Here is a 21497-nt window from a genome sequence, read left to right on the forward strand (position 1 = left end):
GTCAAAGGTAAGGCCGTGCGTGTCGGAGCTGCGCATGCCCATCTTGTCCTCTTCCTTATCGACGATCAACCCCGGCGTGCCGGCGTCAACTAGGAAGGCCGAGATGCCCTTGGCGCCCTTGTCCGGGTCGGTAATGGCCATGACGACATAGTAGTCGGCAATGCCGGCGTTGGTAATCCAGGCCTTGGAGCCCTTGACGACGTACGAGCCGTCGGCCTGCTTTTTAGCCCGGGTCCGCATGCCCGCCGCGTCAGAGCCCGAATCAGGTTCCGTCAGGGCAAAGGCAAATAATTTTCCGTCAGCGACGGCCGTCAGGTATTTCTCTTTCTGCTCGTCGCTGCCGTGGAGGCGAATCATATCGGCGCAGACCCAGCTGATTTCCATGGACATGGCAAATCCAGCGTCGGCCCGGGCCAATTCGTGCGTAATGACGGCGCATTCCACGTCGCCCAGTCCGGCGCCGCCATAGGCTTCGGGAACGGGCGTCGCGTGCAGTCCCGTGGCGATGTACTTCTTGTACAATTCCGGATTCCATCCCGTTTCGTCCATCTGCCGGCTCAACGGAGCGACTTCCTTTTAAGCAAAGGAGCGAACCAAATCCCGTACAGCCAATTGTTCTTCCGTAAAGTTGTATCCCATACCAAAACCTCCTTTTAGCAAATCAAGTATATATTTAATTATACCAAAATATTTCAAATAAAATCCACGATTTCCCCTTAACTTCGCGTCTGCCGTCAAAAAAAGCCCCCGCCGCGAGAGATGGAGAGTCCATAACTCGCAGCAGGAGCTTTTACGCTGTATAAAGGAGATGCTATCCTTTTACCGTTTGTTGCTGTAACGCCAAATCTTCATGTCGTCGGCTGCCTTAATCAGGTCTTCCCGGAAATCGGGATGAGCGATGCTGATCAGTTTTTCGGCACGTTCCCATGTAGACGAGCCCATGAGGTTGACCATGCCGTATTCCGTAGCTACCCAGTTAACCTGAGAGCGCGGGTCCGTGACGATTGTGCCGGGCAGGAGCGTCGGTTTGATGCGCGATTCGTCTTTGCCCGTCTTCTTATTGTGGAAGGTCGAGCGCAGGGCGATGATGCTCTTGCCGCCGCGGGAACGATATGCGCCGTCAGTGAAGTCCAGCTGTCCGCCGCTGCCGCTGATGTGATGCGTGCCCGACGATTCGGAGGAAATCTGGCCGAACAGGTCGATGTCCACGCAGTTGTTGATGGAAATGAAGTTGTCGAGCTGTGCGATGACGAAGGGATCGTTTACATAATCGACGGGATATGCGGCAAGGAACGGGTTGTCATCGATCCAGTCGTACATATCCTGCGAACCGAGGGCGAAGGCCCAGGAAGCCTTGTCGCGGTCTACGGCCTTCAATTTATTCGTCAGGCGACCTTCCTTATACATCAGGTAGAAGGCGTCGACAAGCATTTCCGTATGCATGCCCAGGTCCTTCAAGTCCGATTCAGCGATCATAGCGCCTACCGTATTCGGCAAGCCGCCGACGCCGAGCTGCAAGGTCGCGCCGTTCGGGATTTCTTTCACAATCATTTCAGCGATCTTCGTATCGATTTCGTCGCCCGTTTTAAAGGGAATGGTCGGCATGGGGATACTGCCGGCTTCGACGATGGCTGCTACGTCGGAAATATGGATTTGTTCACCGCGTCCGCCGAGCGCACGGGGCATCGCTTCGTTGACTTCTACGATGACCTTTTTTGCTTTTTTCGTAATGGCTTCGTTGGCGGAAATGTTCAGGCCGAAGTTAAAGAAGCCGTGTTTATCCATGGGAGCGACCGTAATCATCGCTACGTCTACGTCGAGGATATCGCGGTACATCGACGGTTCGTTGCGGTAGCACATGGGGATGAAGTTCATCAACCCCTGGGCACACATCTTGCGGTCATAGCCGCTCATATGCCAGTTCATAGCCGTGAAGGTTTCGCGGTTCGGGTCGACGGAAATAATTTCGCGCGGCGCAAAGGTAAAGGACATACGTACTTTGACGTCCTTCAATTCTTCCTTGCGGCCGGCCAGGGCCTTATCCAGCAAAATAGGCTGGGACGTAGCCATGCCGTAATCTACCCAATCGCCTGATTTAACGAGTTTTACTGCTTCTTCCGGCGTCGTCAGTTTCTGCCGGTACATATCTGTCCACTGGGACATTGTACTCACCATACCTTTCTAAGCGCTTGTTAATAAGTTCTGTATTTCACATAATAATTATAGAACGTTTAACGGTTTTATACAAGAAATTTTTTCAACTTTTCAATATATAAATCGCATAGCTTGGGTATCGAACTATTAGAAAGACCCTTGCGCACAGCTGCGCGCAAGGGCCCGTGAGGAGGGATTTATTCTTTTTTCGCTTCCTGCGCCTTGGCAATGATTTCGTCCATCAGCTTTTTAGGAACTTCTTCATAAGCGAAGAATTCCATGTTGAACGTACCTTTGCCCTGCGTCATGGAGCGAAGAACCGTGACGTAGCCTTTCATTTCCGACAGGGGAACCTGCGCCTTGACGACGATGATGCCCTTGCGGTTGCGGTGATGTTCCATCCCGAGGATGCGGCCGCGGCGGCTGCTGAAGTCGCCCATGATGTCGCCCATGTATTCTTCCGGAACGACGACGTCTACGTTGTAGACCGGTTCCAGCAGTACCGGATTGGCTTCGGGAACGCCTTTCTTCAGCGCCAGGGCTGCCGCTACCTTAAAGGCCATTTCCGACGAATCGACGGAGTGGTACGAGCCGTCTTTCAGAGTAACCTTGATGTTGATCATGGGATAGCCGGCGATGAGGCCCTTTTCCAGCGTTTCCTTTACGCCCTTTTCAACGGCCGGAATATATTGTTTTGGTACGGCGCCGCCGAAGATGTCGTCGACAAATTCGAAGGATTCGCCGTTCGTAAGGGGTTCGATATCCAAGATGACGTGGCCGTACTGTCCATGGCCGCCGCTCTGTTTCTTGTGCTTGCCTTCGGCCGTAGCCTTGCCCTTGATCGTTTCGCGATACGGAATATAGACATCCTGCAGCACGCCTTTAATGCCGTATTTCCGTTCCATCTTGGTCATGATATGGTCGAGGTGGACGTCGCCCATGCAGCGGACGATGAGCTGCTTGCCTTCTACGCTCTTTTCGACCTTGCAGGTCGGGTCTTCTTCACTGATGCGCAGCAGGGCGTTCATCAGCTTTTCTTCGTCGCCTTTCTTTTCCGGAACCATCGCTACCGTATGGAGCGGATTGGGGAAGCGGACTTGATCGTATACGACGGGCGATTCGGGCAGGGCGAAGGTATCGCCTGTGCGGGCGTACTGCAGCTTCGGCAATACGACGATATCGCCGGCGACGGCTTCCGTAACGGGAATCTGTTCCTTGCCGACCAGAGTAAAGAGCTTGCCTAATTTTTCATCCTTGTCCTGCGTAGCGTTGTACAGCTTGTCCCCTTCCTTGAGGGTGCCGGAGAAGACGCGGACGTAGCTCAGCTTGCCGGCGAAGGGATCGATGAGCGTCTTGAATACGAAGCCCGTAAAGGGTTTATTCGGATACACGACGACGGGTTCGCCCGTCTTCTTGTCTTCGCCCATCATGACCTTCTGCGAAGCAGCCGGCATGTAAGTAATAATGCGGCGAAGCAGTTCGGCCGTGCCGATATGGGAGTTGGCGCTGCCGCACATGACCGGGCAGACCCGGCCGGTCAGCATGCCCTGACGAAGGCCCTTGCGCAGTTCTTCCAGCGTAAGCTCTTCGCCTTCGAGGTATTTTTCCAGCAGTTCGTCGTCGCCTTCAGCGGCGGCTTCCATGCACATTTCCCGTACTTCGCGTGCTTTCGGCATATATTCGGGCGGAACCTTGATTTCTTCGCATTTCCCGTTTTTCCATTCCCAGGCTACCATCTTGCACACGTCGATGATGCCGCGGAAATCCTTGCCTTCGCCGATAGGAATCTGCAGGGGCATGATGGATTTGCCGAAGACGGCGCGCATCTTTTCCAGGCAGCCGAAGAAATCGGCGTGTTCCACGTCCATCTTATTGACATAGAACATGCGGGGCAGCTTCAATTCTACGCCGTAGTCCCAGGCCCGTTCCGTATCCATTTCTACGCCCGATTCGGCCGATACGACGAGCAAAATGCCGTCGCAGGCCCGCAGGGCGGCCCGTACTTCGCCGCAGAATTCCGAATAGCCCGGCGTGTCGATGAAGTTCATCTTGTAGCCTTCCCATTCGCAGGGAGCTATACCGAGCTGAATCGTAACGTTGCGCTTGATTTCTTCCGGTTCAAAGTCCATGATGTGCTTGTTGTCCTTGCCTACGCCGACGGCGTCGACGGCGCCGCAGGCCAGGAGCAACGATTCGACGACGGCCGTCTTGCCGGCGCCGTCATGGGAGAGCACAGCTACGTTGCGAATTTGTTCACTGGTATATTCTTTCATACATAAATCGCCTCCTATGAATCACGTTACTTATAGGATTCGTGACATAGAGGCGATTTTCCTTTTTTATATTATAATTTTTTCTAACTTATTTGCGAAATTCGCAAGACTATTTTTTCTCCATCGCCCGGCACACCAGAGACGCCATGAGTTCCGCGCCGATAGGCAGGCAGTCTTCATCTACGGCGAAATGCGAATTATGCAGGGGATATACCGTATCGCCGGCCTTCGTCGCGCCGAGCCAGAAGAAGGCGCCGTCGCAGGCCTGCAAGTAACCGGAAAAATCTTCTGCCGTCATGGCCGGCTCCTGCACGTCGGCCAGGGCATCCCGGCCAAAGCAGTCCGCCGCGACGGACGCGACGAAATCAGCCTGCTGCGGCGAATTGACGACGGCGGCGTAGCCCCGCTCATAATGCAGCTCGCTCGCCGTGCCGTACATCGTATCCAGTCCCCTCAGCATGTTGCCCAGCTGCGCTTCGACCATATCCTGCGCTTCCGTATGATAGGTCCGGCACGTCCCCTCCAGCTCCACTTCGCCGGCAACGATATTGTAGCGCGTGCCGCCGCTGATGCGGCCGAAGGTCAGCACTGCCGGATACAGCGGGTTAATCTGCCGGCTGATAATATCCTGGGCCGCCGTGATAAACTGCCCCGCCGCGACGATCGCGTCGACGCCCTTGTGAGGCATGGCCGCATGACTGGATTTCCCCCGGATGACGATGCGGATATGGTCTGAGGCGGCCATCATCGGACCGGCCTTGACGCCGATCGTTCCCGTCGGCAGCGTCGGCCATACGTGAAGGCCGTATATGGCGTCAACGCCGTCGAGCACGCCCGCTTCGACCAGCCCCTTCGCGCCGCCGCGAGGCGATTTTTCCTCTGCCGGCTGGCAGATAAACACGACTGTCCCGGCCAGCTCGTCCCTCAAGTCGCTGAGAACCTTTGCCGCCCCCAGCAAGATCGCCATATGGCCGTCATGGCCGCAGGCATGCATCTTTCCCTCGCACTGAGACGCAAAAAGCAGGCCGGTTTGTTCCGTAATGGATAAAGCGTCCATATCGGCCCGCAGGGCAATAGTCGGCCCAGGCCGCTTCCCGGTCAGCGTACCGACGACACCATGGCCGCCGGCGACGCCTTCCTGTACGTCTACGCCGAAGCTGCGCAGCGTCTTCGCCATATAGGCCGCCGTGCGTTCCTCTTCATTGGAAATTTCCGGATATGCGTGAAGCTTTCGGCGCGCGCAGCGCATATCCTCCGTATATTTTTTGACTAATTCCTTAATTCTATTCTGGTTAATCATGGCGATTCCCCCTCGCAACCTAAACTACCCCAGCCTGCATACGTCATATGTCGCGTTCAGGCATTCATAAATTGTGTTTTATTATACTATAAAATGTGTAAAAATACAAAGAAATTTTCTCCATTTCTGCAAATCTCTCTATATGCCCTGGCCGGTCTTTCCATTTATGGCGATACGGATTATAATGTAAGATGATATTTTATCTCAAAGGAGGATGCACATGAAAGCATTTGATATGGAACAAAGCGCATGGGCCCGTTTTTCCTCGGAAGAACGGCGTCGCATGGAAGAATACAGCGCGGCGTACCGCCGTTTTCTGGACACGGCCAGGACGGAACGGCTCGCCGCCAGAGAAATCATCCGCCAGGCCGAGGACGCAGGATTCAAGCCCTTGTCGGAATACACGGCCCTGAAGGCCGGCGACAAAGTATATTGGAACCAGAAAGGCAAGTCGGTCATCCTCGCCGTCGTCGGCTCCGAGCCGCTGGAACAAGGCATGAAAATCGTCGGCTCCCACATCGACTGCCCCCGCTTGGACTTGAAAGCCATGCCCGTCGTAGAAAAAAATAAAATCGTCTACTTCAAAACGCACTACTACGGCGGCGTCCTGAAATACCAGTGGGTCTGCATGCCCCTGTCCCTCGTCGGCGTCGTCTACACCGCCGACGGCCGTCAAATCGACATTTCCATCGGCGAAGACCCGGACGATCCCGTACTTTTCATCAACGACCTCCTGCCGCACCTCGGCAAGGACCAGGCCGCCAAGAAGCTGGGCGAAGCCATTACGGGCGAAATGCTCATGCCTCTCGTCGGCACGTACAGCGAAGAAGAAAAGACGAAGCCTCAGATTTTGGAATTGCTGCGGGAAAAATACGGCATTACGGAAGAAGACTTCACCAGCGCGGAACTGGAAATCATTCCGGCTCAGAAGAGCCGCGAAGTCGGCTTGGACCGGTCGCTCCTCATGTCCCACGGCCACGACGACCGCGTATGCTCCTACGGCAACCTGGCGGCGATCCTCAGCGCCGCTCCCGGAGCAAAGACTCAGGTCGCCCTCTTTGCTGATAAAGAAGAAATCGGCTCCGTCGGCAATACGGGCGTCCACTCGTCGTACTTCCTCGACTTTACGGCGGAAATGCTGGCCCTGCAGGGCCGCACGGAAGAGCTGTATCTGCGCCGGGCCCTGCGCGGCAGCGAAGTCCTGTCGGCCGACGTAGCGGCGGCCTTCGACCCGATCTTCCCCGAAGCCTACGAAGAAGCCAACTCGGCCAAATTAGGCTACGGCATCTGCCTGTGCAAATACACAGGCGCCCGCGGCAAAGCCGGCAGCAACGACGCCAACGCCGAATTTTTAGCCAAGGTGCGCCGCATCTTCAACGACGCCAACGTCCCCTGGCAGGTCGGCGAACTGGGCAAGGTCGACCAGGGCGGCGGCGGCACCATCGCCTATATCATGGCCAATTGGGGCTGCGACGTCGTCGACTGCGGCGTCGCCATGCACAGCATGCACGCGCCGCTGGAAATCGTAGCCAAAGCCGACGCCTACTGCGCCTATTTAGCCTACAAAGCCTTCTTTGAAAGCAAGTAACTCCATATAGTAAAAACGGACAAAACCTGCCGACGATCTGCAGCAGGCGTTGTCCGTTTTTTTGTTGGATGTCAGATTATGATAAAGGTCTTCCTTAATCGAATGCAATACGAGCCCGACGCGGGGATTCGGTCATATAAGTCCTTTATTCACGAGGTTGACGCCAACGGCTAGGGCTTGCAAAAATTGATGGAATCACTATACTATAAGCATGCGCAGCTGCGTTCAGAAAGAAGGATGATATATATGATTACCAAAATAAAATCGTTGGCGGCAGCCTACCTGTTCGCCGCCGTCGCCTGCACTGCACCGGTCCAGGCCTTTCCGTCCCACTCCATGCCCTATGCGGCAGGCTACAGCCTCATCGTCGGTACCTGGCAGGGCCGCTACGGCCGGGAGCTGTCCATTTCCATGGACGACGTCGACGGCGTGCCGTACAGCATACACAACGTCACGAACGACGGGTTCACTACGGTGGTCCGCATCATATTAGACGACGAACGCCATACGATGCTCACTTTTTCCTTCCCCAACGGCAACTACAACTACGTCATGATGAACAACGCGACGACAGGGCGGTTTGCCGACGCCATGGATTTTACGCGGCAAAGCAGCTTTTCTCATTGACAATCTCAATTCCATCCAGTATAATTCTGGATGTACTTTAAGGGAGTAATCAGTACATCCGGCATGTATAGTAGTATCGACATACTGGCCTCAGGGCCCGGTGCTATTTGAAATGATGAGACTTAAAGGCAGTATTTGCGCTGCCTTTAGGTCTTTTTTATTTGCCGTCATATGAAATCGCATAGGAGAGATGACCATGAATGGATTGGAATTGTTGTTACTGGCCTGGGCCTGTCCATGGACGCCTTCGCCGTGTCGGTCTGCAAGGGATTATCACTGGGGAGCATCTGCTGGAAGCACATGGCCCTTGCCGGCTTGTGGTTCGGCGGCTTTCAGGCCCTGATGCCTACGGCAGGCTATTATTTGGGAACGTTTTTTACCGATATAATTACATCGTACAATTATTGGATCGCCTTTGTGCTGCTAACCTTAATCGGAGCCAATATGATCAAGGAATCCTTCGAAGAGGAAGACTGTCCCGACGCGAACATGGCCGTGCCGGCTATGTTCGCCTTGGCCGTCGCGACGAGCATCGATGCGTTAGCCGTCGGCGTCACCTTCGCCTTCATGAACGTATCGATTATACCGGCCGCCCTGTCTATCGGCTGCGTCACCTTCGCCTGTTCCGCCGTCGGCGTAAAAGCCGGCAGCCTGTTCGGACTTAAATATAAATCCAAGGCGGAGAGAGTCGGCGGGGCCGTCCTGATTCTCATCGGCTTAAAAATCCTCCTGGAAGGACTGCAAATTTTATAAGGCTTCATATAAAAACTGCCGCTAAGTACAGCATAACTGTTGCCTAGCGCAGTTTTTATATTATGTAGTTTCTTCCGTACGCTGTTCAGCCGTTTCTTCCGGCTTAGGCGTTTTCTTCTTTTTCCGCGGTTATACCGGTTCATGCCGACGTCGACGCCGACCTTCAGGCAGCCTTCAATAGCGACGGCTGTCGCCTTCAGGCCTTCCTCGTATTCCGGCAGCATGTCTTCCGGAAACGGAGTCAGCACGTGGTCGATGACATCGCGGTGCGGCAAAGGCCGGCCGATGCCGACGCGAAAGCGGATGAAATCGCGGCAGCCGTTGGCAAAGAGGCTCTTGATGCCGTTATGGCCGCCGTCGCTGCCGTTCTTGCGGATGCGGAGACGGCCTACGGGCAAATCCATGTCATCGTAGACGACGTAGACGTCGACCTGCTCCAGCTTATACCAGCGCATGAGGGGCCCTACGGCCTGGCCGCTGTTGTTCATATAAGTCTGCGGCTTGACGAGGATGACCTTTTCCCCGTCAACGTCAGCCTGGGCGACCTGGGCGTCCATCCGGTTCTGCCATAGCGTCACGTTCCAGCGCTTCGCCAGCTCGTCGACGACGCGGAAACCCGTATTGTGTTTTGACGTTTCGTATTCTCGGCCAGGATTTCCCAGGCCAACAATCATATGCACGTGACTACCCTTATTTGTCGAAGAGCTTGCTTACCGATACTTCATGGAAAATGCGCATGATGGCTTCCCCTAAGAGCGGCGCGACGGATAAGACCTTGATCTTGTCGATTTTCTTTTCGTCGGGCAGAGGAATCGTATTGGTAATGATCAGCTCGGAAATAACGGAATCCTGAATGCGCTGTACAGCCGGGTCGGTCAGTACGGCATGGGCACAGGCCGCATATACGCGGGCCGCTCCCATATCTTTCAGGGCTTTGGCGCCACCGCACAGGGAGCCTGCCGTATCGACGATGTCGTCGATGAGGATACAGGTTTTGCCTTTAATATCGCCGATGATGTTCATGACTTCGGCTACGCCGGGACGGGGACGGCGTTTTTCAATAATAGCGATAGGAGCGTTGATGCGGTCGGCTAAATCGCGGGCCCGCGTAACGCCGCCGAGGTCGGGAGATACGACGACGATGTCGCCCAAATCGATTTCAGCTTTCTTCTGATTCAGGTATTTGGCAATAATCGACGCCGAGCCGAGGTGGTCTACAGGGATATCGAAGAAGCCCTGAATCTGGCCGGCATGCAGGTCCATCGTAACGACGCGGGTAATGCCGGCGACGGACATGAGGTCGGCGACCAGCTTGGACGTAATCGGTTCGCGGCCCCGGGTCTTGCGGTCCTGACGAGCGTAACCATAATAAGGAACGACGGCTGTAATGTGTTTTGCCGAAGCGCGCTTGAAGGCATCGGCCATGATGAGCAGTTCCATAATCGTGTCGTTGGCCGGCTGGCACGTCGGCTGGACGATAAATACGTCTTTGCCGCGGACGCTTTCATCGATCATGATTTGGATTTCGCCGTTGTTGAACTTGCCGACGAAGGCCTTGCCAAGTTCCAGGCCTAAATAATCGGCGATTTCCTTAGCCAACTTCGGATTGGCGTTGCCAGTAAAAATTTTCAGCTTTTTCCCGTCTTCGTAACTCATTTGTTGAGCCTCCTAAAATAAATTTATGATTTCTATACTAGGTAAATGGGTATATGCTATTTCTTATACGTATCGTCCTTGACCCAGCCTTCGATGTTGCGCTGCTTAGCCCGGGCAACGGACAAGGACTTCGGCGGTACGTTCTTCGTAATCGTCGAGCCTGCGCCGACATAGGCGTACTCGCCGACGGTGACAGGCGATACGAGATTGCTGTTGCAGCCTACGAAGGCGTGGTCGCAAATCGTCGTGCGGTGCTTTTCCTTGCCGTCGTAGTTGACCGTGATAGTACCACAGCCGATATTGACGCCGCATCCTACGTCGCTGTCGCCGATGTAGCTCAAGTGGGGCAGCTTCGTGCCGTCGCCGACGGTGGAGTTCTTGACTTCCATGTAGTTGCCGACCTTGACGTCGTTGCCGATGACCGTATTGGGACGGAAATGGACGAAGGGGCCGATTTCGCAGCCGTTTTTGATTTCGCAGTCGTGGGCATATGTAAACTGAAGGTGGTCTCCGCTGCCCATGACGACGTTCGTCATGCGGACGTACGGGCCGACCTGGCAGTTTTCGCCGATGACGGTGCTGCCTTCCAGGATCGTTCCCGGATACAGGACCGTATCGCGGCCTACGGAAACGGTCGTATCGACGTAGGTGTTATTGGGGTCGATGACCGTCACGCCGTCCGTCATGAGCTGTTCCAGCTTGCGGCGGCGCAGCACCTGCTCGGCTTCGGCCATCTGCAGGCGCGAGTTGACGCCCAGCGTTTCTTTATAATCCGGCGCGGCGAAGGCGCTGACAACCTTGCCGGCATCGACGAGCATGCCGATGATATCGGTCAGGTAATACTCGCCCTGGGCGTTGTTGTTCGTCACGTTATGAAGCATCTGCCACAGGAGCTCCATGTCGAAGCAGTAAATACCGGCGTTGACTTCGCGCACGGCTAATTCCTCCGGCGAGCCGTCCTTCTGCTCGACAATCTTGACGACCTGTCCCTTTTCATTGCGGATAACCCGGCCGTAGCCTGTCGGGTCGGGCATGACCGCCGTCAGTACCGTAGCGGCCGCCTGTGTGGCTTCATGATGGGCCAGCAGGCTGCGGAAGGTGTCTTCCGTTACCAAAGGCGTATCGCCGCACGTCACGAGCAGCGTGCCCGAAAGGCCGGACAACAGCGGTTCTGCCTGCATGACGGCATGGCCCGTTCCCAGCTGCTGTTCCTGTACGACAGTTTCCGCCCTGTCGCCCAGATATTCCTGCACGGCTTCGCCGCCGAAGCCGACGACGACGACCTGCCGCTGCGTTCCCGCCGCTTTGACGGCCCGCAGCACCTGTTCCACCATCGGCACGCCGCCGACCTTATGCAGAACTTTAGGCATGCTGGATTTCATCCTCGTTCCTTTTCCGGCAGCTAAAATAAGTGCAATAATGTCTTTCATTCAGTATTAGCCTCCCTGAAACAAATAACTGTCATGTCCTTTTCAGAATAACACAAATAGCACGGAAAATACATACTTTTTTACAAAAAACAGGGGGAATTTCGACGATTTCCGCCGTGAAAACAAAAGGGAGAGGCCGAAACCTCTCCGCTTTTCTTTTTTACTCAGTTAATCTGCCGCTTACAGCACGTATACGACGACTTCTCTTCTGCCGAAATTCAGGGCCTCCGTAATGGAGTCCATGGCCAAATCGATGCGGTTGCCCACGATAGAGCCGCCCGTATCTTCAGCCGTCGCGTAGCCGTACCCTTCGATGTACAGCTGCGAGCCTAACGGAATGACATCCGGGTCTACGGACACCATGCCGCGGCGCAGGCGCAGGCCCGTCGCCGTAAAACCGCTGTTGCCGGGATCGTCGGCCGTGTAAGCCGATGCGTCCATCACGATACGCCGCTGGTAGGAGCCAACCCCTTCTTCGGCAGGGGCTTCGCGTCCACTGGCTTCTGAAAGAGCCGCCATGGTCTGCGAACCGACAATGCCATCTACATCTAACCCGTAGTCGGCCTGAAAACGCTTTACGGCGTCTTCCGTCGCGCTGCCGAAAATTCCGTCGGCGCCGCCGGCCAAATACCCGGTATCCATGAGCATGTATTGTACGCTCTGTACAGCAGAGCCGTTCATTCCCATTTCGACTTTTGCACAAACCAGTGAGGAACATGCAAAAACAAATATGAGCGTCAATAGAATCAGTATACGGTTCTTCAAACAACCACCTCTTTGAAATATCCATACCTAAACATCAACTTTCAGAAAAAATTATACCAAAGATTGAAGGATAAGTCAAAAAAGCAAATCTTTATGCGTTATTTTTCACAACTTTATACGCGATGCTATCCGCATTTGTTTTCTCTTAGCTCAATAAATTCATACTTTCTGCTTATATTTTTAAGACCTGGTATTATTTTTTATAATTTATGCAAAACTACACTGTTTCCACTTCTACAAGACAGCGGACGGCTTCCGCACTTTCTACCGAGTCGGTAAGGACGTATAAATAGTCGCCGGCCTGCAGGCGGATGTCCATGCCGGGAAGTACGTCGCCGCTGCTGCGCTTAATATCGACGAGGACGACGTGGCTGGGCCAGGCAATACGCCCCACGTATTTGCCGTCTACGGCGCTGCCGCTGGCCACGGTCAGCTCCAGCAGATGGCGCCGCTCCGACGCCAGGATCTCCGGCCGGTGAGCCGCCAAAATCCGCTGCAGCAGCGCTTCGTAAATCGGCTGGCCGCCGCAGACCTGGGCGACGACGAGGGCTACGAGGGATGCCGTGCACAAGACGAGCAGATGCTCGTACGAAGCCGTCATTTCCATGATGAGGATTGTGCCCGTAACGGGAGACTGGACGGAGGCCGAGAAAAACGCCGCCATCGACAGGATGACGATATTCGACAAATATTCCGGGCCGACGATGCCCAGCTGTATCAGGACGATGCCGACGACGCTGCCCGTAAGAGCACCCAGTACGAGCATGGGCAGGAAAAATCCGCCCGGCGCGCCGCAGCCGTAGCTGACCAGGGTAAACAAAAACTTTCCGATGAGCAGGGCCGCAAAGAGGGACAAGGACAGAGGCAGCGTATGAAGGCTGTTGATCAATTCGTTGCCGCCGCCCAGCACTTGCGGGAACACATATCCCAATACGCCGGCCGCCGCGAGGGCAAAGGCAAACTTTCCATACCCGCGAAAGCAGGGCAGGCTGTAAAAGCGCGGAATATTCAGCAGCCCCTTGTTGAAGACAATGCCGGCGAGTCCGGCGGCTATGCCGACGACGACGGCGATCCAGATATACTGCAGCGGCAGGACCGGTACCGTCCCGAACTCAAAAATCGGCGCGCGGCCAAAGGCAAGACGGCTGACCATCGTCGCCAGCAGGGCCGCGGCCATGGCCGGCGCCAGGACGACGCCGGAAAAATTGCGGTGCAGCTCTTCCAGGGCAAACATGACGCCGGCTAAGGGCGCGTTAAAGGCAGCAGCCAAACCGGCGCTGGCCCCTGCCGTCAGGAGGTATCGCTCTTCAATGCGGAACCGGCCGAGATTCCGGCTGATGCCCTGGGCCGTTACGGCCCCAATCTGGATAGACGGCCCTTCCCGTCCCAGGGATAATCCCAAGCCGATGCCGACAATGCCGCCGACGAGCTTTACCCATAAGATGCGCAGCCAGCGCAGGCGGATAACGCCTAAAATGACGCCTTTGACCTGGGGAATGCCGCTGCCGCCGGCATTGGGCTCATAGGCGCTGAACCGCCACAGCATGTAGGCCGCACCGAAGAGCAGCGCGAACCAAAGGCCGTTTTCCAGCCATCCACCCGGCAGGAGCACCGCCTCGTACATGTATTCCCGCACGCGCGTCCCCGCATCCAGCGCCCATCGGAAAAAGCTGATAATGACGCCGGACACGACGCCGACCAGCGCCCCTTCGGCAAAAAGGCGCAGGCGAAACCGCGGCCAATGGCTCAGCGCATCCAAGGCCGACGCGACTTGTCTGTTAATATGCATATCCTGTCACTCCCCGCATGTTTTGACGATATTATACCATAGGAAGTCAAATTGCGACACACGGCAGCGTCGGCCTATTGTCACCGCATGGACGGCTATTGTTACAGTTCTTTAAATTTTACGATTTTCATATTGCCTTTTAAGCGCCGACTCTTTATATTTATAGTAAAGATTTATCTGACTAAAGTACCGAATCATATATATTATTTATGTATTATATAGAGAAACGATAGCGAGGTTCTGACTATGGCACATTTTCCCTTTCCTTCCCACAACCTGCTCCACAGCAGCCGCAATAAGCTCGTCGCCTTCGGCCTGGTCTTTCTCCTGGCCTGCGCCGGCATCTACGTCATCAGCCACTCAGACCGGGCGGCGAAAAGCAGCTCGGCCCTGACCAACGCGTCCGTCCAGTCCTACCGGGCCGAACGGCGCGATATGATGCGCACCATTTCCTTATCGGGCCAGACCGTCCCCTTAGCCCAGGTGGACTTATCGACGAAATACGCTGGCAATATTACGGCCGTGTACGTCGACTTAGGCGATACGGTAGAGCCAGGCCAGATCCTTTTAGAACAGGACCCCGTCGACACGAGCCTCCAGCTGTCCCAGAACCGTGCGGCCTGGGCTCAGGCTGCCGCCGAGACAAAATCGGCCCAATCCCAATTCTATTCGGACTTGCAGAAAGCCCAGGTCGAATACGCCACGGCGAAGATGAACTACAACCGCTACGTCATCTTAAAGGATGAAGGCGCCGTATCGCAGAAGGATCTGGACACGATGTACCAGGCCCTCATCGTCGCCAAGGCCGCCCTGGATAACTTGCAGCTTCAGAACGTCGGCGACACGCCGGCCCTCATCGCCGGCAAGCAGGCCGCCCAGGCCAAGGCCAAATACACCGTCGACAGCTTGTCCAAGCAGCTGGAAGACCTGACCATCCGCGCGCCGCGGCACGGCGTCATTTCCTACCGCAACGCCGAAGCCGGCGCTATGGCCGCCGCCAATACGAAGGTACTGACCATTACGGACACCAGCGGCATCTACATCGACTGCCCCGTCGCCGAAGCCGACGTCGCCGCCATCCAGCCCGGCATGACCGTATCTGTATCCGTCGAATCGCTGGCCAACACGTACGACGGCACGATTACCTATGTCAGCCCGGCCATGGACCCGACGAACAAGACCTATATCGTCCGCATCACCTTGTCCAACCCGGACAATCTCCTGCGCGGCGGCATGTTCGCCCAGTCGTCGCTGGAAGTACTGCAGCGCAGGAATACCCTCTTCGTACCGAAGGACGCCTTAGTCGAACAAAACGGCGTCAGCCAGCTCTACGTCATTAACCCGGACAACACCATCGCCATCCGCACGGTTAAAACAGGCCTCCGCAACGACAACTACGTAGAAATCCTCGAAGGCCTGTCCGACGGCGAGCAGATTGCCACGACGAACCTGGCCCGCCTCCGCGACGGCGTATCCGTAACCATTGAAAAAGAAATCAGGTGACGTCATGAATCTTACGAAATTTTCCATCGACAGGCCCATCGGCATCTGCATGGCCGTCGCCTTCTTCGTCGTCCTCGGCCTGTTCAGTTTCTACCGTATCGGCGTCGAACTGCTGCCGGCCCTCAACACGCCGTACGTCACGGTCACGGTCAACTACGACGGGGCCAATGCCGACTCGGTCGAACAGCAGGTCGTAAAGCCCATCGAAGACGCCCTGTCGTCGGTCTCCAACCTGAAGCATATCACGTCGACGGCCTCCTACGGCCAGGCCCGCATCACCCTGGAGCTTGACTTCTCCGCCGACGCCGACGCGGCGGCCATCGACGCCACGAAAAAGATAAACGCCATCCGCGGCCAGCTTCCCGATGAAATCGACGAGCCCGTCGTCATCAAGCGCGACGTCAACGCCACGCCGATCATGTTTATCGCCGTCCAATCCAATCAGTCCCTGGACGACATCTACTCGAAAGCGGAAAACGACTTTCAGGACGTCCTCCAGCAGGCCGACGGCGTGTCGGAAATCGAGCTGAACGGCGGCCGCGACAAGGAAATCGCCGTCGAAGTCGACAAGGCTAAGCTCATCCACTACGACATGACCCTGAGCGAAGTCGTCTCGGCCCTGCGCGAAGAAAACGTCCTCATGCCCTCCGGCACGATTTACTCCGACGCCACGACGACGGACGTGCGGGTCAAGGCGCAGTTCGCCGACGAAAATGAAATCGAAAAGATACAAGTCACGAATGCCAAGGGCGTGCAGATTCCCATTACAGCCGTGGCGGACATCAAGCGCAAGGACCAGCGCGTCAGCCGCTACGCCCGCGTCAACGGCGAAGACGCCGTCGTCATGGTCATTTACAAAAACAGCGACGCCAACGTCGTCTCTACGGTCGACAACGTGACGGAAAAGCTGGAAACGCTGCGCCGCGACAACCCGGACTATACCTTTACCGTAACGAACGAATCAGCGTCGTATGTCCGCAACTCCCTGCACAACACCTTGCAGACCCTCATCGAAGGGCTCATCACGACGGGGACGGTCTTGTTCTTCTTCCTGCGGGGCTGGCGCTCGACCCTGGCCGTCATGATCGCCATCCCGACGTCCCTCATTTCGACGTTTTTCGCCATGTACATCGCCGGCTTCACCTTCAACATGATGTCCCTCATGGGCATGGCCCTGTGCGTCGGCATCCTCGTCGACGACTCCATCGTCGTGCTGGAAAATATCCACCGTCATCTCATGAACGGCGAAGAGCCGAAAAAAGCGGCCCTGAACGGGCGGACGGAAATCGGCATGGCCGCCATCGCCATTACGCTGTGCGACATCGTCGTCTTCCTGCCCATTGCCTTCATGACCGGCATGGTAGGCCAGTATTTCAAGCAGTTCGGCCTTACTATCGTCTTCGCCACCTTCTTTTCTCTCTTCGTCTCCTTCACCCTGACGCCGATGCTGGCGTCGCGGCTGTTCCGCTTAGGGCTGAAAATTCCCGACACGCCCTTATGGCGGCGCATGGACGCCATTGAAGACTGGGCCCGCAGCCATTATGGCCGCATGCTGACCTGGAGCCTGGACCATGCCAAGCGCCTCGTCCTCCCGGTTCTCCTGTGCTTTACCCTGTCCGTAGCCCTCATCCCGACAGGCCTCGTCGGCTCGGAATTCATGCCCCAGACCGATGAAAGCGGCTTCCGCATCACCCTCCAGCTGCCTACGAACGCCAACCTGGAACGGACCGACAAGGCAGCCCGCCAGATAGAAGAATATCTGGCGACGGTGCCGGAAGTCGTCTATTCGACGGCCATGGTCGGCGGCCGCAACCTCAATGAAGCAAATATACAGGTCACCCTTCAGGACCGGCAGGACCGCTCCCGCTCGATCTGGCAGATTACCAACGACGTCCGCAATTTCGCCGCTAAGAATATTCTGGACGGCGACGTCCGGGTCAAGGAAGACCAAGCCTCCGTATCAGGCACGTCAGGCGGCTTCGGCGGCGGCTCGGGCAACCTGCGCCTCGAGCTGCGCGGCAAAAACATGGACGAGCTCATCGCCAAGTCGCGGGAAGTACAGCAGATGATGAAGGAAGAAATCCCCGGCGTCCGCGACGTCAGCAGCTCCTATGAAGACGGCATGCCCGAATACCAGCTCGACGTAGACCGCAATAAGCTCAAGCAGTACGGCACGTCCTTAGGCGAACTGACCAAGACCTTCTCCAACGCCATCAGCGGCCAAAAGGCCGGCGTCCTGGCAAACGACGTCAAAAACGACAACAACGACACGGATATTTATGTCCGCTTTAAAGGCGCCGACGGCTTCCGCATTTCCGACTTGGAAACGATTCCGCTGAACGCCGACGGCCGCATCATCTACATTGCCGACGTCGCTCACATCAAGGCCGCCACCGGCCCGGTCACGATCCGCCGCACCGACAAGGAACGGGCCATTACTCTCGGCGGCACTCTCCAGGGCCGCCCCCTGAACGAGGTCATGGAAGAAATCTCGGCTAAGCTCGACGCGACGGATATGGGCGGCATCACGTACCGCTTTACGGGCCAGGCCGACCAGATGGCCACGACGTTCCGCGACCTGGGCGAAGCCCTCGTCCTGTCTCTCATCCTGATCTACATGATCCTGGCTATCCTGTACGAATCGGTGAAAACGCCCTTTATCCGCATGTTCTCCCTGCCCCTGGGGCTCATCGGCTCGCTGTTCCTCTTATTCCTGACGAACAACACGATCAACCTGTATTCCCTCATCGGCATCCTCGTCATGGACGGCCTGGTCGCCAAAAACGGCACCCTCCTCCTAGACTATACGCTGACCCTGATGGAACGGGGCCTCGACCCGCGCAGCGCCATTATCGAGGCCGGCAAGGTCCGCCTGCGGCCGATCTTCATGACGACGCTGACCATGGTCGTCGGCATGCTGCCTACGGCCCTGTCCATGACAGCCGGCTCGGAAACGAGAGCCAGCATGGCCGTCGTCGTCATCGGCGGCCTCCTGACGTCGACGGTCTTCACCCTGTTTATCATCCCCATCATCTTCGTATGGATTGAAAAACACCGCCTCCGCTTTTCCTTCCGCAAAAAAGAAGGGGCCGCCTCTTCTGTAAAATAATCGGAAAAACTTCGCCGGCCGGCAGGATTTTTCCCGCGCCGTATAGAAGTAATATAGACACGATGAAAGCAGCGTCAGGCTCAACAAAGGAGGCATAAGGCATATGAGCAGCCAATTTACACCAACATTCAACATCCACGAAGCCGTACGCAAGACACTGCCTTATATGATGGAAATGCGTGAATATTTCCATGCCCATCCCGAACTGAGCGAAAAAGAATTTGATACGTGCAAAACCATTTTCCAAGAGCTCTCCCTCATGGGCATTGAAGACGTAAAAATCATAGCCGGCACCGGCGTCACCGGCCTCATCCGCGGCGCCCATCCCGGCCCGGTCATCTTGCTCCGCGCCGACATCGACGCCCTGCCGCTGACGGAAAAGTACGACTGTCCGTACGCATCCCTCGTCCCCGGCGTCATGCACGCCTGCGGCCACGACGGCCATGCGGCCAACCTGCTGGGCGTCGCTAAAATCCTGAACAAGCACCGCGACTGCCTGCGCGGCACGGTCCGCCTGGCATTTCAGCCTGCCGAGGAAGGCAACGGCGGCGCAGCCCGCATGATAGACGCAGGCATCCTCAATAACCCGCCCGTCGAATACGCCCTCGGGCTCCACGTAGCCGGCGCCCTTCCCAAGGGCTATGTCAGCATCCGCAGCGGCGAAATCTCCGCCTCGTGCGACGACTTCACCATTACCCTCCACGGCAAGGGCGGCCACGGCTCCCAGCCGTCGGAATGCATCAGCCCGATTCAGATGGGCGTAGACGTCATCCAGATGATTCAAAGCTACGTATACAACTGCCGCGCCGACGGCGACGGCGTCGTCCTGACCTTCGGCCAGTTCCAGGCAGGGCGCAATCCCAACGTTATCCCTGATACGGCGGAATTAAAAGGAACGCTGCGGACGTATAACGAAGCCAAACGCCGCGACATCCTCGACAAGCTCCGCCACGTCCTCGGCGCCGTCACCCTGACCTACGGCGGCTCCTACGATCTGGACGTCGTCCCCTTCTCGCCGGTCTGCGTCAACGACGAAGCCGTCACGGCCCGCGTAGCGGCGATCCTGACGGAACAATGCGCCGACTGCGTCGACGTCGTGCCCATGCAGCGCGGCTCCGGCTCGGAGGACTTCGCTTATTTCAGCGCCGCCGTCCCCAGCGCCTTTTACTACGTCGGCGTCTGCGGCGACGAACCTGTCGTCGGCCATTCGCCCGATTTCCACTGGGACAGCAACGCCTTGAAATATATGTGCGAAACCTTGCTGAACGTCGTATATTATTTCGCAAGCTACAAATAGCGCGCTCATCCCCCTCAGGCGGCAGGCGCAGGATAGGAAAACCTTACCGTATTTCCTATTCTGCCCTGCCGTCTTTTTTTATTTGCTATATTTTTTATTTGCTATATAATAAAACCTATCTTTGATGAAAAGAGGTTTTGACAATGGTGTTCCTATTTATTATCGAGCATACGATGCTGCCTATCTTCGGGCTCGTCCTCATCGGCTTCCTGTTAGACCGGAAATTTCACATAGACGTAAAAACCCTGTCCAAGTTCATGTTTTACCTGGTCATTCCCAGCTTCATTTTCACCAACGTATACGAAACGGAATTTCCCCCGGCCAGCGTGACGATGATCGCCGCCATGACCGTCTTCATGGTCTTTTGTTTTTTCCTGGCCAATCTCGTCAGCCACTGGCGCCGCTATGACGAAGGCATGATACAGTCGTGCCGCAACGCCCTCATGTTCAATAACACAGGCAACTTGGGCGTAGCCCTCATCATCCTCGTCTTTTCCCATGCCCCCTTCGTCGTCGACGGCCAGACGCCCTACCTTGCCGAAGCCATGGTCGTCCAAATCATCATCTTCATCGTCCAAAGCGTATCGCTCAATACCCTCGGCCTCTATCAGGCCGGCCGCGGGCGGCTGTCAGCTGCCGATACGCTGCGTGTCATGTTCCGCATGCCCATGATTTACTTCCTCGCCGCGGCCCTCCTCGTCCGCTCGACAGGCTGGAACGCCGAAGAATTCTTCTTCTGGCCCATCATGGAAATGGCCGGCAAATCGCTGCTGCCCGTCGCCATGGTCAGCATTGGAGCGCAGCTGTCCCAGACGAAGATACACTGGTTTGACAAGGACGTGTGGATCATCAGCCTGCTGAAGATGACCGTCCTGCCCCTCTTCGGCCTGGTCATGATATACGCGGCCAACGCCCTGATGCCCGGTACCTTTACGGCTGTCAGCGCCATGGTCTTCCTCATCTACTGCGCCATTCCGACGGCGGTCAACACGGCCCTCTTTGCTATCGAATTCGGCAACAACGCCGATTACGCCACGCAGATCGTCATGAACACGACGGCCCTCAGCGCCATCTCCCTGACGTTCTATATCTTCATCGGCCACATCCTGTTCGTTTGATAATAAAATAAAGTAAATTTCTATTTTATAAATATAAACTGTTAATTTTATTATTTTTTACTTAAAAACATTTGACAATCTGCCGGAAACGCCGTATAATAAGGCACATCAATAGAATACGAGTTGAGCAATGAG

General features: G+C 55.9%; 14 protein-coding genes and 2 pseudogenes. 7 read left to right on the top strand and 9 right to left on the bottom strand.

The window, feature by feature from the left end:
* Nucleotides 1-6: 6 nt before the first annotated feature.
* The 4 genes and pseudogenes from CJ260_RS13380 to CJ260_RS09730 all read right to left on the bottom strand — a co-directional run.
* Nucleotides 7-564: pseudogene (locus CJ260_RS13380) on the bottom strand (acyl-CoA dehydrogenase family protein); the annotation flags it as partial.
* A 255-nt stretch (nucleotides 565-819) separates the two neighbouring features.
* Nucleotides 820-2175, bottom strand: coding sequence for an acetyl-CoA hydrolase/transferase family protein (locus tag CJ260_RS09720; protein WP_233127951.1), 1356 nt, complete (start codon nucleotides 2173-2175; stop codon nucleotides 820-822).
* A 176-nt stretch (nucleotides 2176-2351) separates the two neighbouring features.
* Entirely contained in the window at nucleotides 2352-4427 is a 2076-nt protein-coding gene (gene fusA / locus CJ260_RS09725) for an elongation factor G (RefSeq protein WP_087477573.1), read from the bottom strand.
* 109 nt (nucleotides 4428-4536) lie between these two features.
* Nucleotides 4537-5727: a M20 family metallopeptidase gene (locus CJ260_RS09730; RefSeq protein ID WP_095630040.1), complete on the bottom strand. Its 1191-nt coding sequence runs from the start codon at nucleotides 5725-5727 to the stop codon at nucleotides 4537-4539.
* A gap of 220 nt (nucleotides 5728-5947) precedes the next feature.
* Here CJ260_RS09730 and CJ260_RS09735 point away from each other — a divergent pair, with 220 nt between their 5' ends.
* From CJ260_RS09735 to CJ260_RS09745, 3 genes are all read left to right on the top strand, one after another.
* Complete coding sequence (locus tag CJ260_RS09735) at nucleotides 5948-7315, top strand: aminopeptidase (RefSeq protein ID WP_095630041.1); 1368 nt, start codon at nucleotides 5948-5950, stop codon at nucleotides 7313-7315.
* 246 nt (nucleotides 7316-7561) lie between these two features.
* Nucleotides 7562-7942, top strand: a complete 381-nt coding sequence (locus tag CJ260_RS09740; RefSeq protein WP_095630042.1) for a hypothetical protein — start codon at nucleotides 7562-7564, stop codon at nucleotides 7940-7942.
* A gap of 342 nt (nucleotides 7943-8284) precedes the next feature.
* Nucleotides 8285-8695, top strand: coding sequence for a manganese efflux pump MntP family protein (locus tag CJ260_RS09745; protein ID WP_233127954.1), 411 nt, complete (start codon nucleotides 8285-8287; stop codon nucleotides 8693-8695).
* Nucleotides 8696-8805: 110 nt separating this feature from the next.
* Here CJ260_RS09745 and pth read toward each other — a convergent pair.
* The 5 genes and pseudogenes from pth to CJ260_RS09770 all read right to left on the bottom strand — a co-directional run.
* Nucleotides 8806-9369: pseudogene (pth, locus tag CJ260_RS09750) on the bottom strand (aminoacyl-tRNA hydrolase); the annotation flags it as partial.
* A 16-nt stretch (nucleotides 9370-9385) separates the two neighbouring features.
* Nucleotides 9386-10351, bottom strand: a complete 966-nt coding sequence (locus CJ260_RS09755; protein WP_095630043.1) for a ribose-phosphate pyrophosphokinase — start codon at nucleotides 10349-10351, stop codon at nucleotides 9386-9388.
* Nucleotides 10352-10407: 56 nt separating this feature from the next.
* Entirely contained in the window at nucleotides 10408-11781 is a 1374-nt protein-coding gene (gene glmU / locus CJ260_RS09760; protein ID WP_087477580.1) for a bifunctional UDP-N-acetylglucosamine diphosphorylase/glucosamine-1-phosphate N-acetyltransferase GlmU, read from the bottom strand.
* Nucleotides 11782-11961: 180 nt separating this feature from the next.
* Entirely contained in the window at nucleotides 11962-12546 is a 585-nt protein-coding gene (locus CJ260_RS09765) for a peptidoglycan-binding protein (protein WP_232818806.1), read from the bottom strand.
* A gap of 217 nt (nucleotides 12547-12763) precedes the next feature.
* Complete coding sequence (locus CJ260_RS09770; RefSeq protein ID WP_095630044.1) at nucleotides 12764-14335, bottom strand: ClC family H(+)/Cl(-) exchange transporter; 1572 nt, start codon at nucleotides 14333-14335, stop codon at nucleotides 12764-12766.
* A 246-nt stretch (nucleotides 14336-14581) separates the two neighbouring features.
* Here CJ260_RS09770 and CJ260_RS09775 point away from each other — a divergent pair, with 246 nt between their 5' ends.
* From CJ260_RS09775 to CJ260_RS09790, 4 genes are all read left to right on the top strand, one after another.
* Nucleotides 14582-15838 carry an efflux RND transporter periplasmic adaptor subunit gene (locus CJ260_RS09775; RefSeq protein WP_095630045.1) on the top strand — a complete coding sequence of 419 codons (1257 nt, stop codon included), beginning with the start codon at nucleotides 14582-14584 and terminating at the stop codon, nucleotides 15836-15838.
* Nucleotides 15819-18947 (top strand): efflux RND transporter permease subunit, encoded by a 3129-nt coding sequence (locus tag CJ260_RS09780; protein WP_233127952.1) that lies wholly within the window; start codon nucleotides 15819-15821, stop codon nucleotides 18945-18947. The genes CJ260_RS09775 and CJ260_RS09780 overlap by 20 nt, the downstream gene beginning before the upstream one ends.
* A 103-nt stretch (nucleotides 18948-19050) precedes the next feature.
* Nucleotides 19051-20244 (top strand): M20 family metallopeptidase, encoded by a 1194-nt coding sequence (locus CJ260_RS09785; RefSeq protein WP_087477585.1) that lies wholly within the window; start codon nucleotides 19051-19053, stop codon nucleotides 20242-20244.
* A 143-nt stretch (nucleotides 20245-20387) separates the two neighbouring features.
* Nucleotides 20388-21362 carry an AEC family transporter gene (locus CJ260_RS09790; protein ID WP_095630047.1) on the top strand — a complete coding sequence of 325 codons (975 nt, stop codon included), beginning with the start codon at nucleotides 20388-20390 and terminating at the stop codon, nucleotides 21360-21362.
* The last annotated feature ends 135 nt before the right edge of the window (nucleotides 21363-21497 follow it).

This window comes from Megasphaera sp. ASD88 (assembly GCF_002287425.1).
Classification (GTDB): Bacteria; Bacillota; Negativicutes; order Veillonellales; family Megasphaeraceae; genus Megasphaera; species Megasphaera stantonii.

What these genes read in the sequence shown, in the direction of transcription:
- CJ260_RS09745 (WP_233127954.1), top strand. Translation starts at nt 8,285, where the DNA reads ATGCCTACGGCAGGCTATTATTTGGGAACGTTTTTTACCGATATAATT.
- CJ260_RS09735 (WP_095630041.1), top strand. Translation starts at nt 5,948, where the DNA reads ATGAAAGCATTTGATATGGAACAAAGCGCATGGGCCCGTTTTTCCTCG.
- CJ260_RS09775 (WP_095630045.1), top strand. Translation starts at nt 14,582, where the DNA reads ATGGCACATTTTCCCTTTCCTTCCCACAACCTGCTCCACAGCAGCCGC.
- CJ260_RS09740 (WP_095630042.1), top strand. Translation starts at nt 7,562, where the DNA reads ATGATTACCAAAATAAAATCGTTGGCGGCAGCCTACCTGTTCGCCGCC.
- CJ260_RS09785 (WP_087477585.1), top strand. Translation starts at nt 19,051, where the DNA reads ATGAGCAGCCAATTTACACCAACATTCAACATCCACGAAGCCGTACGC.
- CJ260_RS09730 (WP_095630040.1), bottom strand. Translation starts at nt 5,727, where the DNA reads ATGATTAACCAGAATAGAATTAAGGAATTAGTCAAAAAATATACGGAG.
- CJ260_RS09770 (WP_095630044.1), bottom strand. Translation starts at nt 14,335, where the DNA reads ATGCATATTAACAGACAAGTCGCGTCGGCCTTGGATGCGCTGAGCCAT.
- CJ260_RS09790 (WP_095630047.1), top strand. Translation starts at nt 20,388, where the DNA reads ATGGTGTTCCTATTTATTATCGAGCATACGATGCTGCCTATCTTCGGG.
- CJ260_RS09755 (WP_095630043.1), bottom strand. Translation starts at nt 10,351, where the DNA reads ATGAGTTACGAAGACGGGAAAAAGCTGAAAATTTTTACTGGCAACGCC.
- fusA (WP_087477573.1), bottom strand. Translation starts at nt 4,427, where the DNA reads ATGAAAGAATATACCAGTGAACAAATTCGCAACGTAGCTGTGCTCTCC.
- glmU (WP_087477580.1), bottom strand. Translation starts at nt 11,781, where the DNA reads ATGAAAGACATTATTGCACTTATTTTAGCTGCCGGAAAAGGAACGAGG.
- CJ260_RS09720 (WP_233127951.1), bottom strand. Translation starts at nt 2,175, where the DNA reads ATGGTGAGTACAATGTCCCAGTGGACAGATATGTACCGGCAGAAACTG.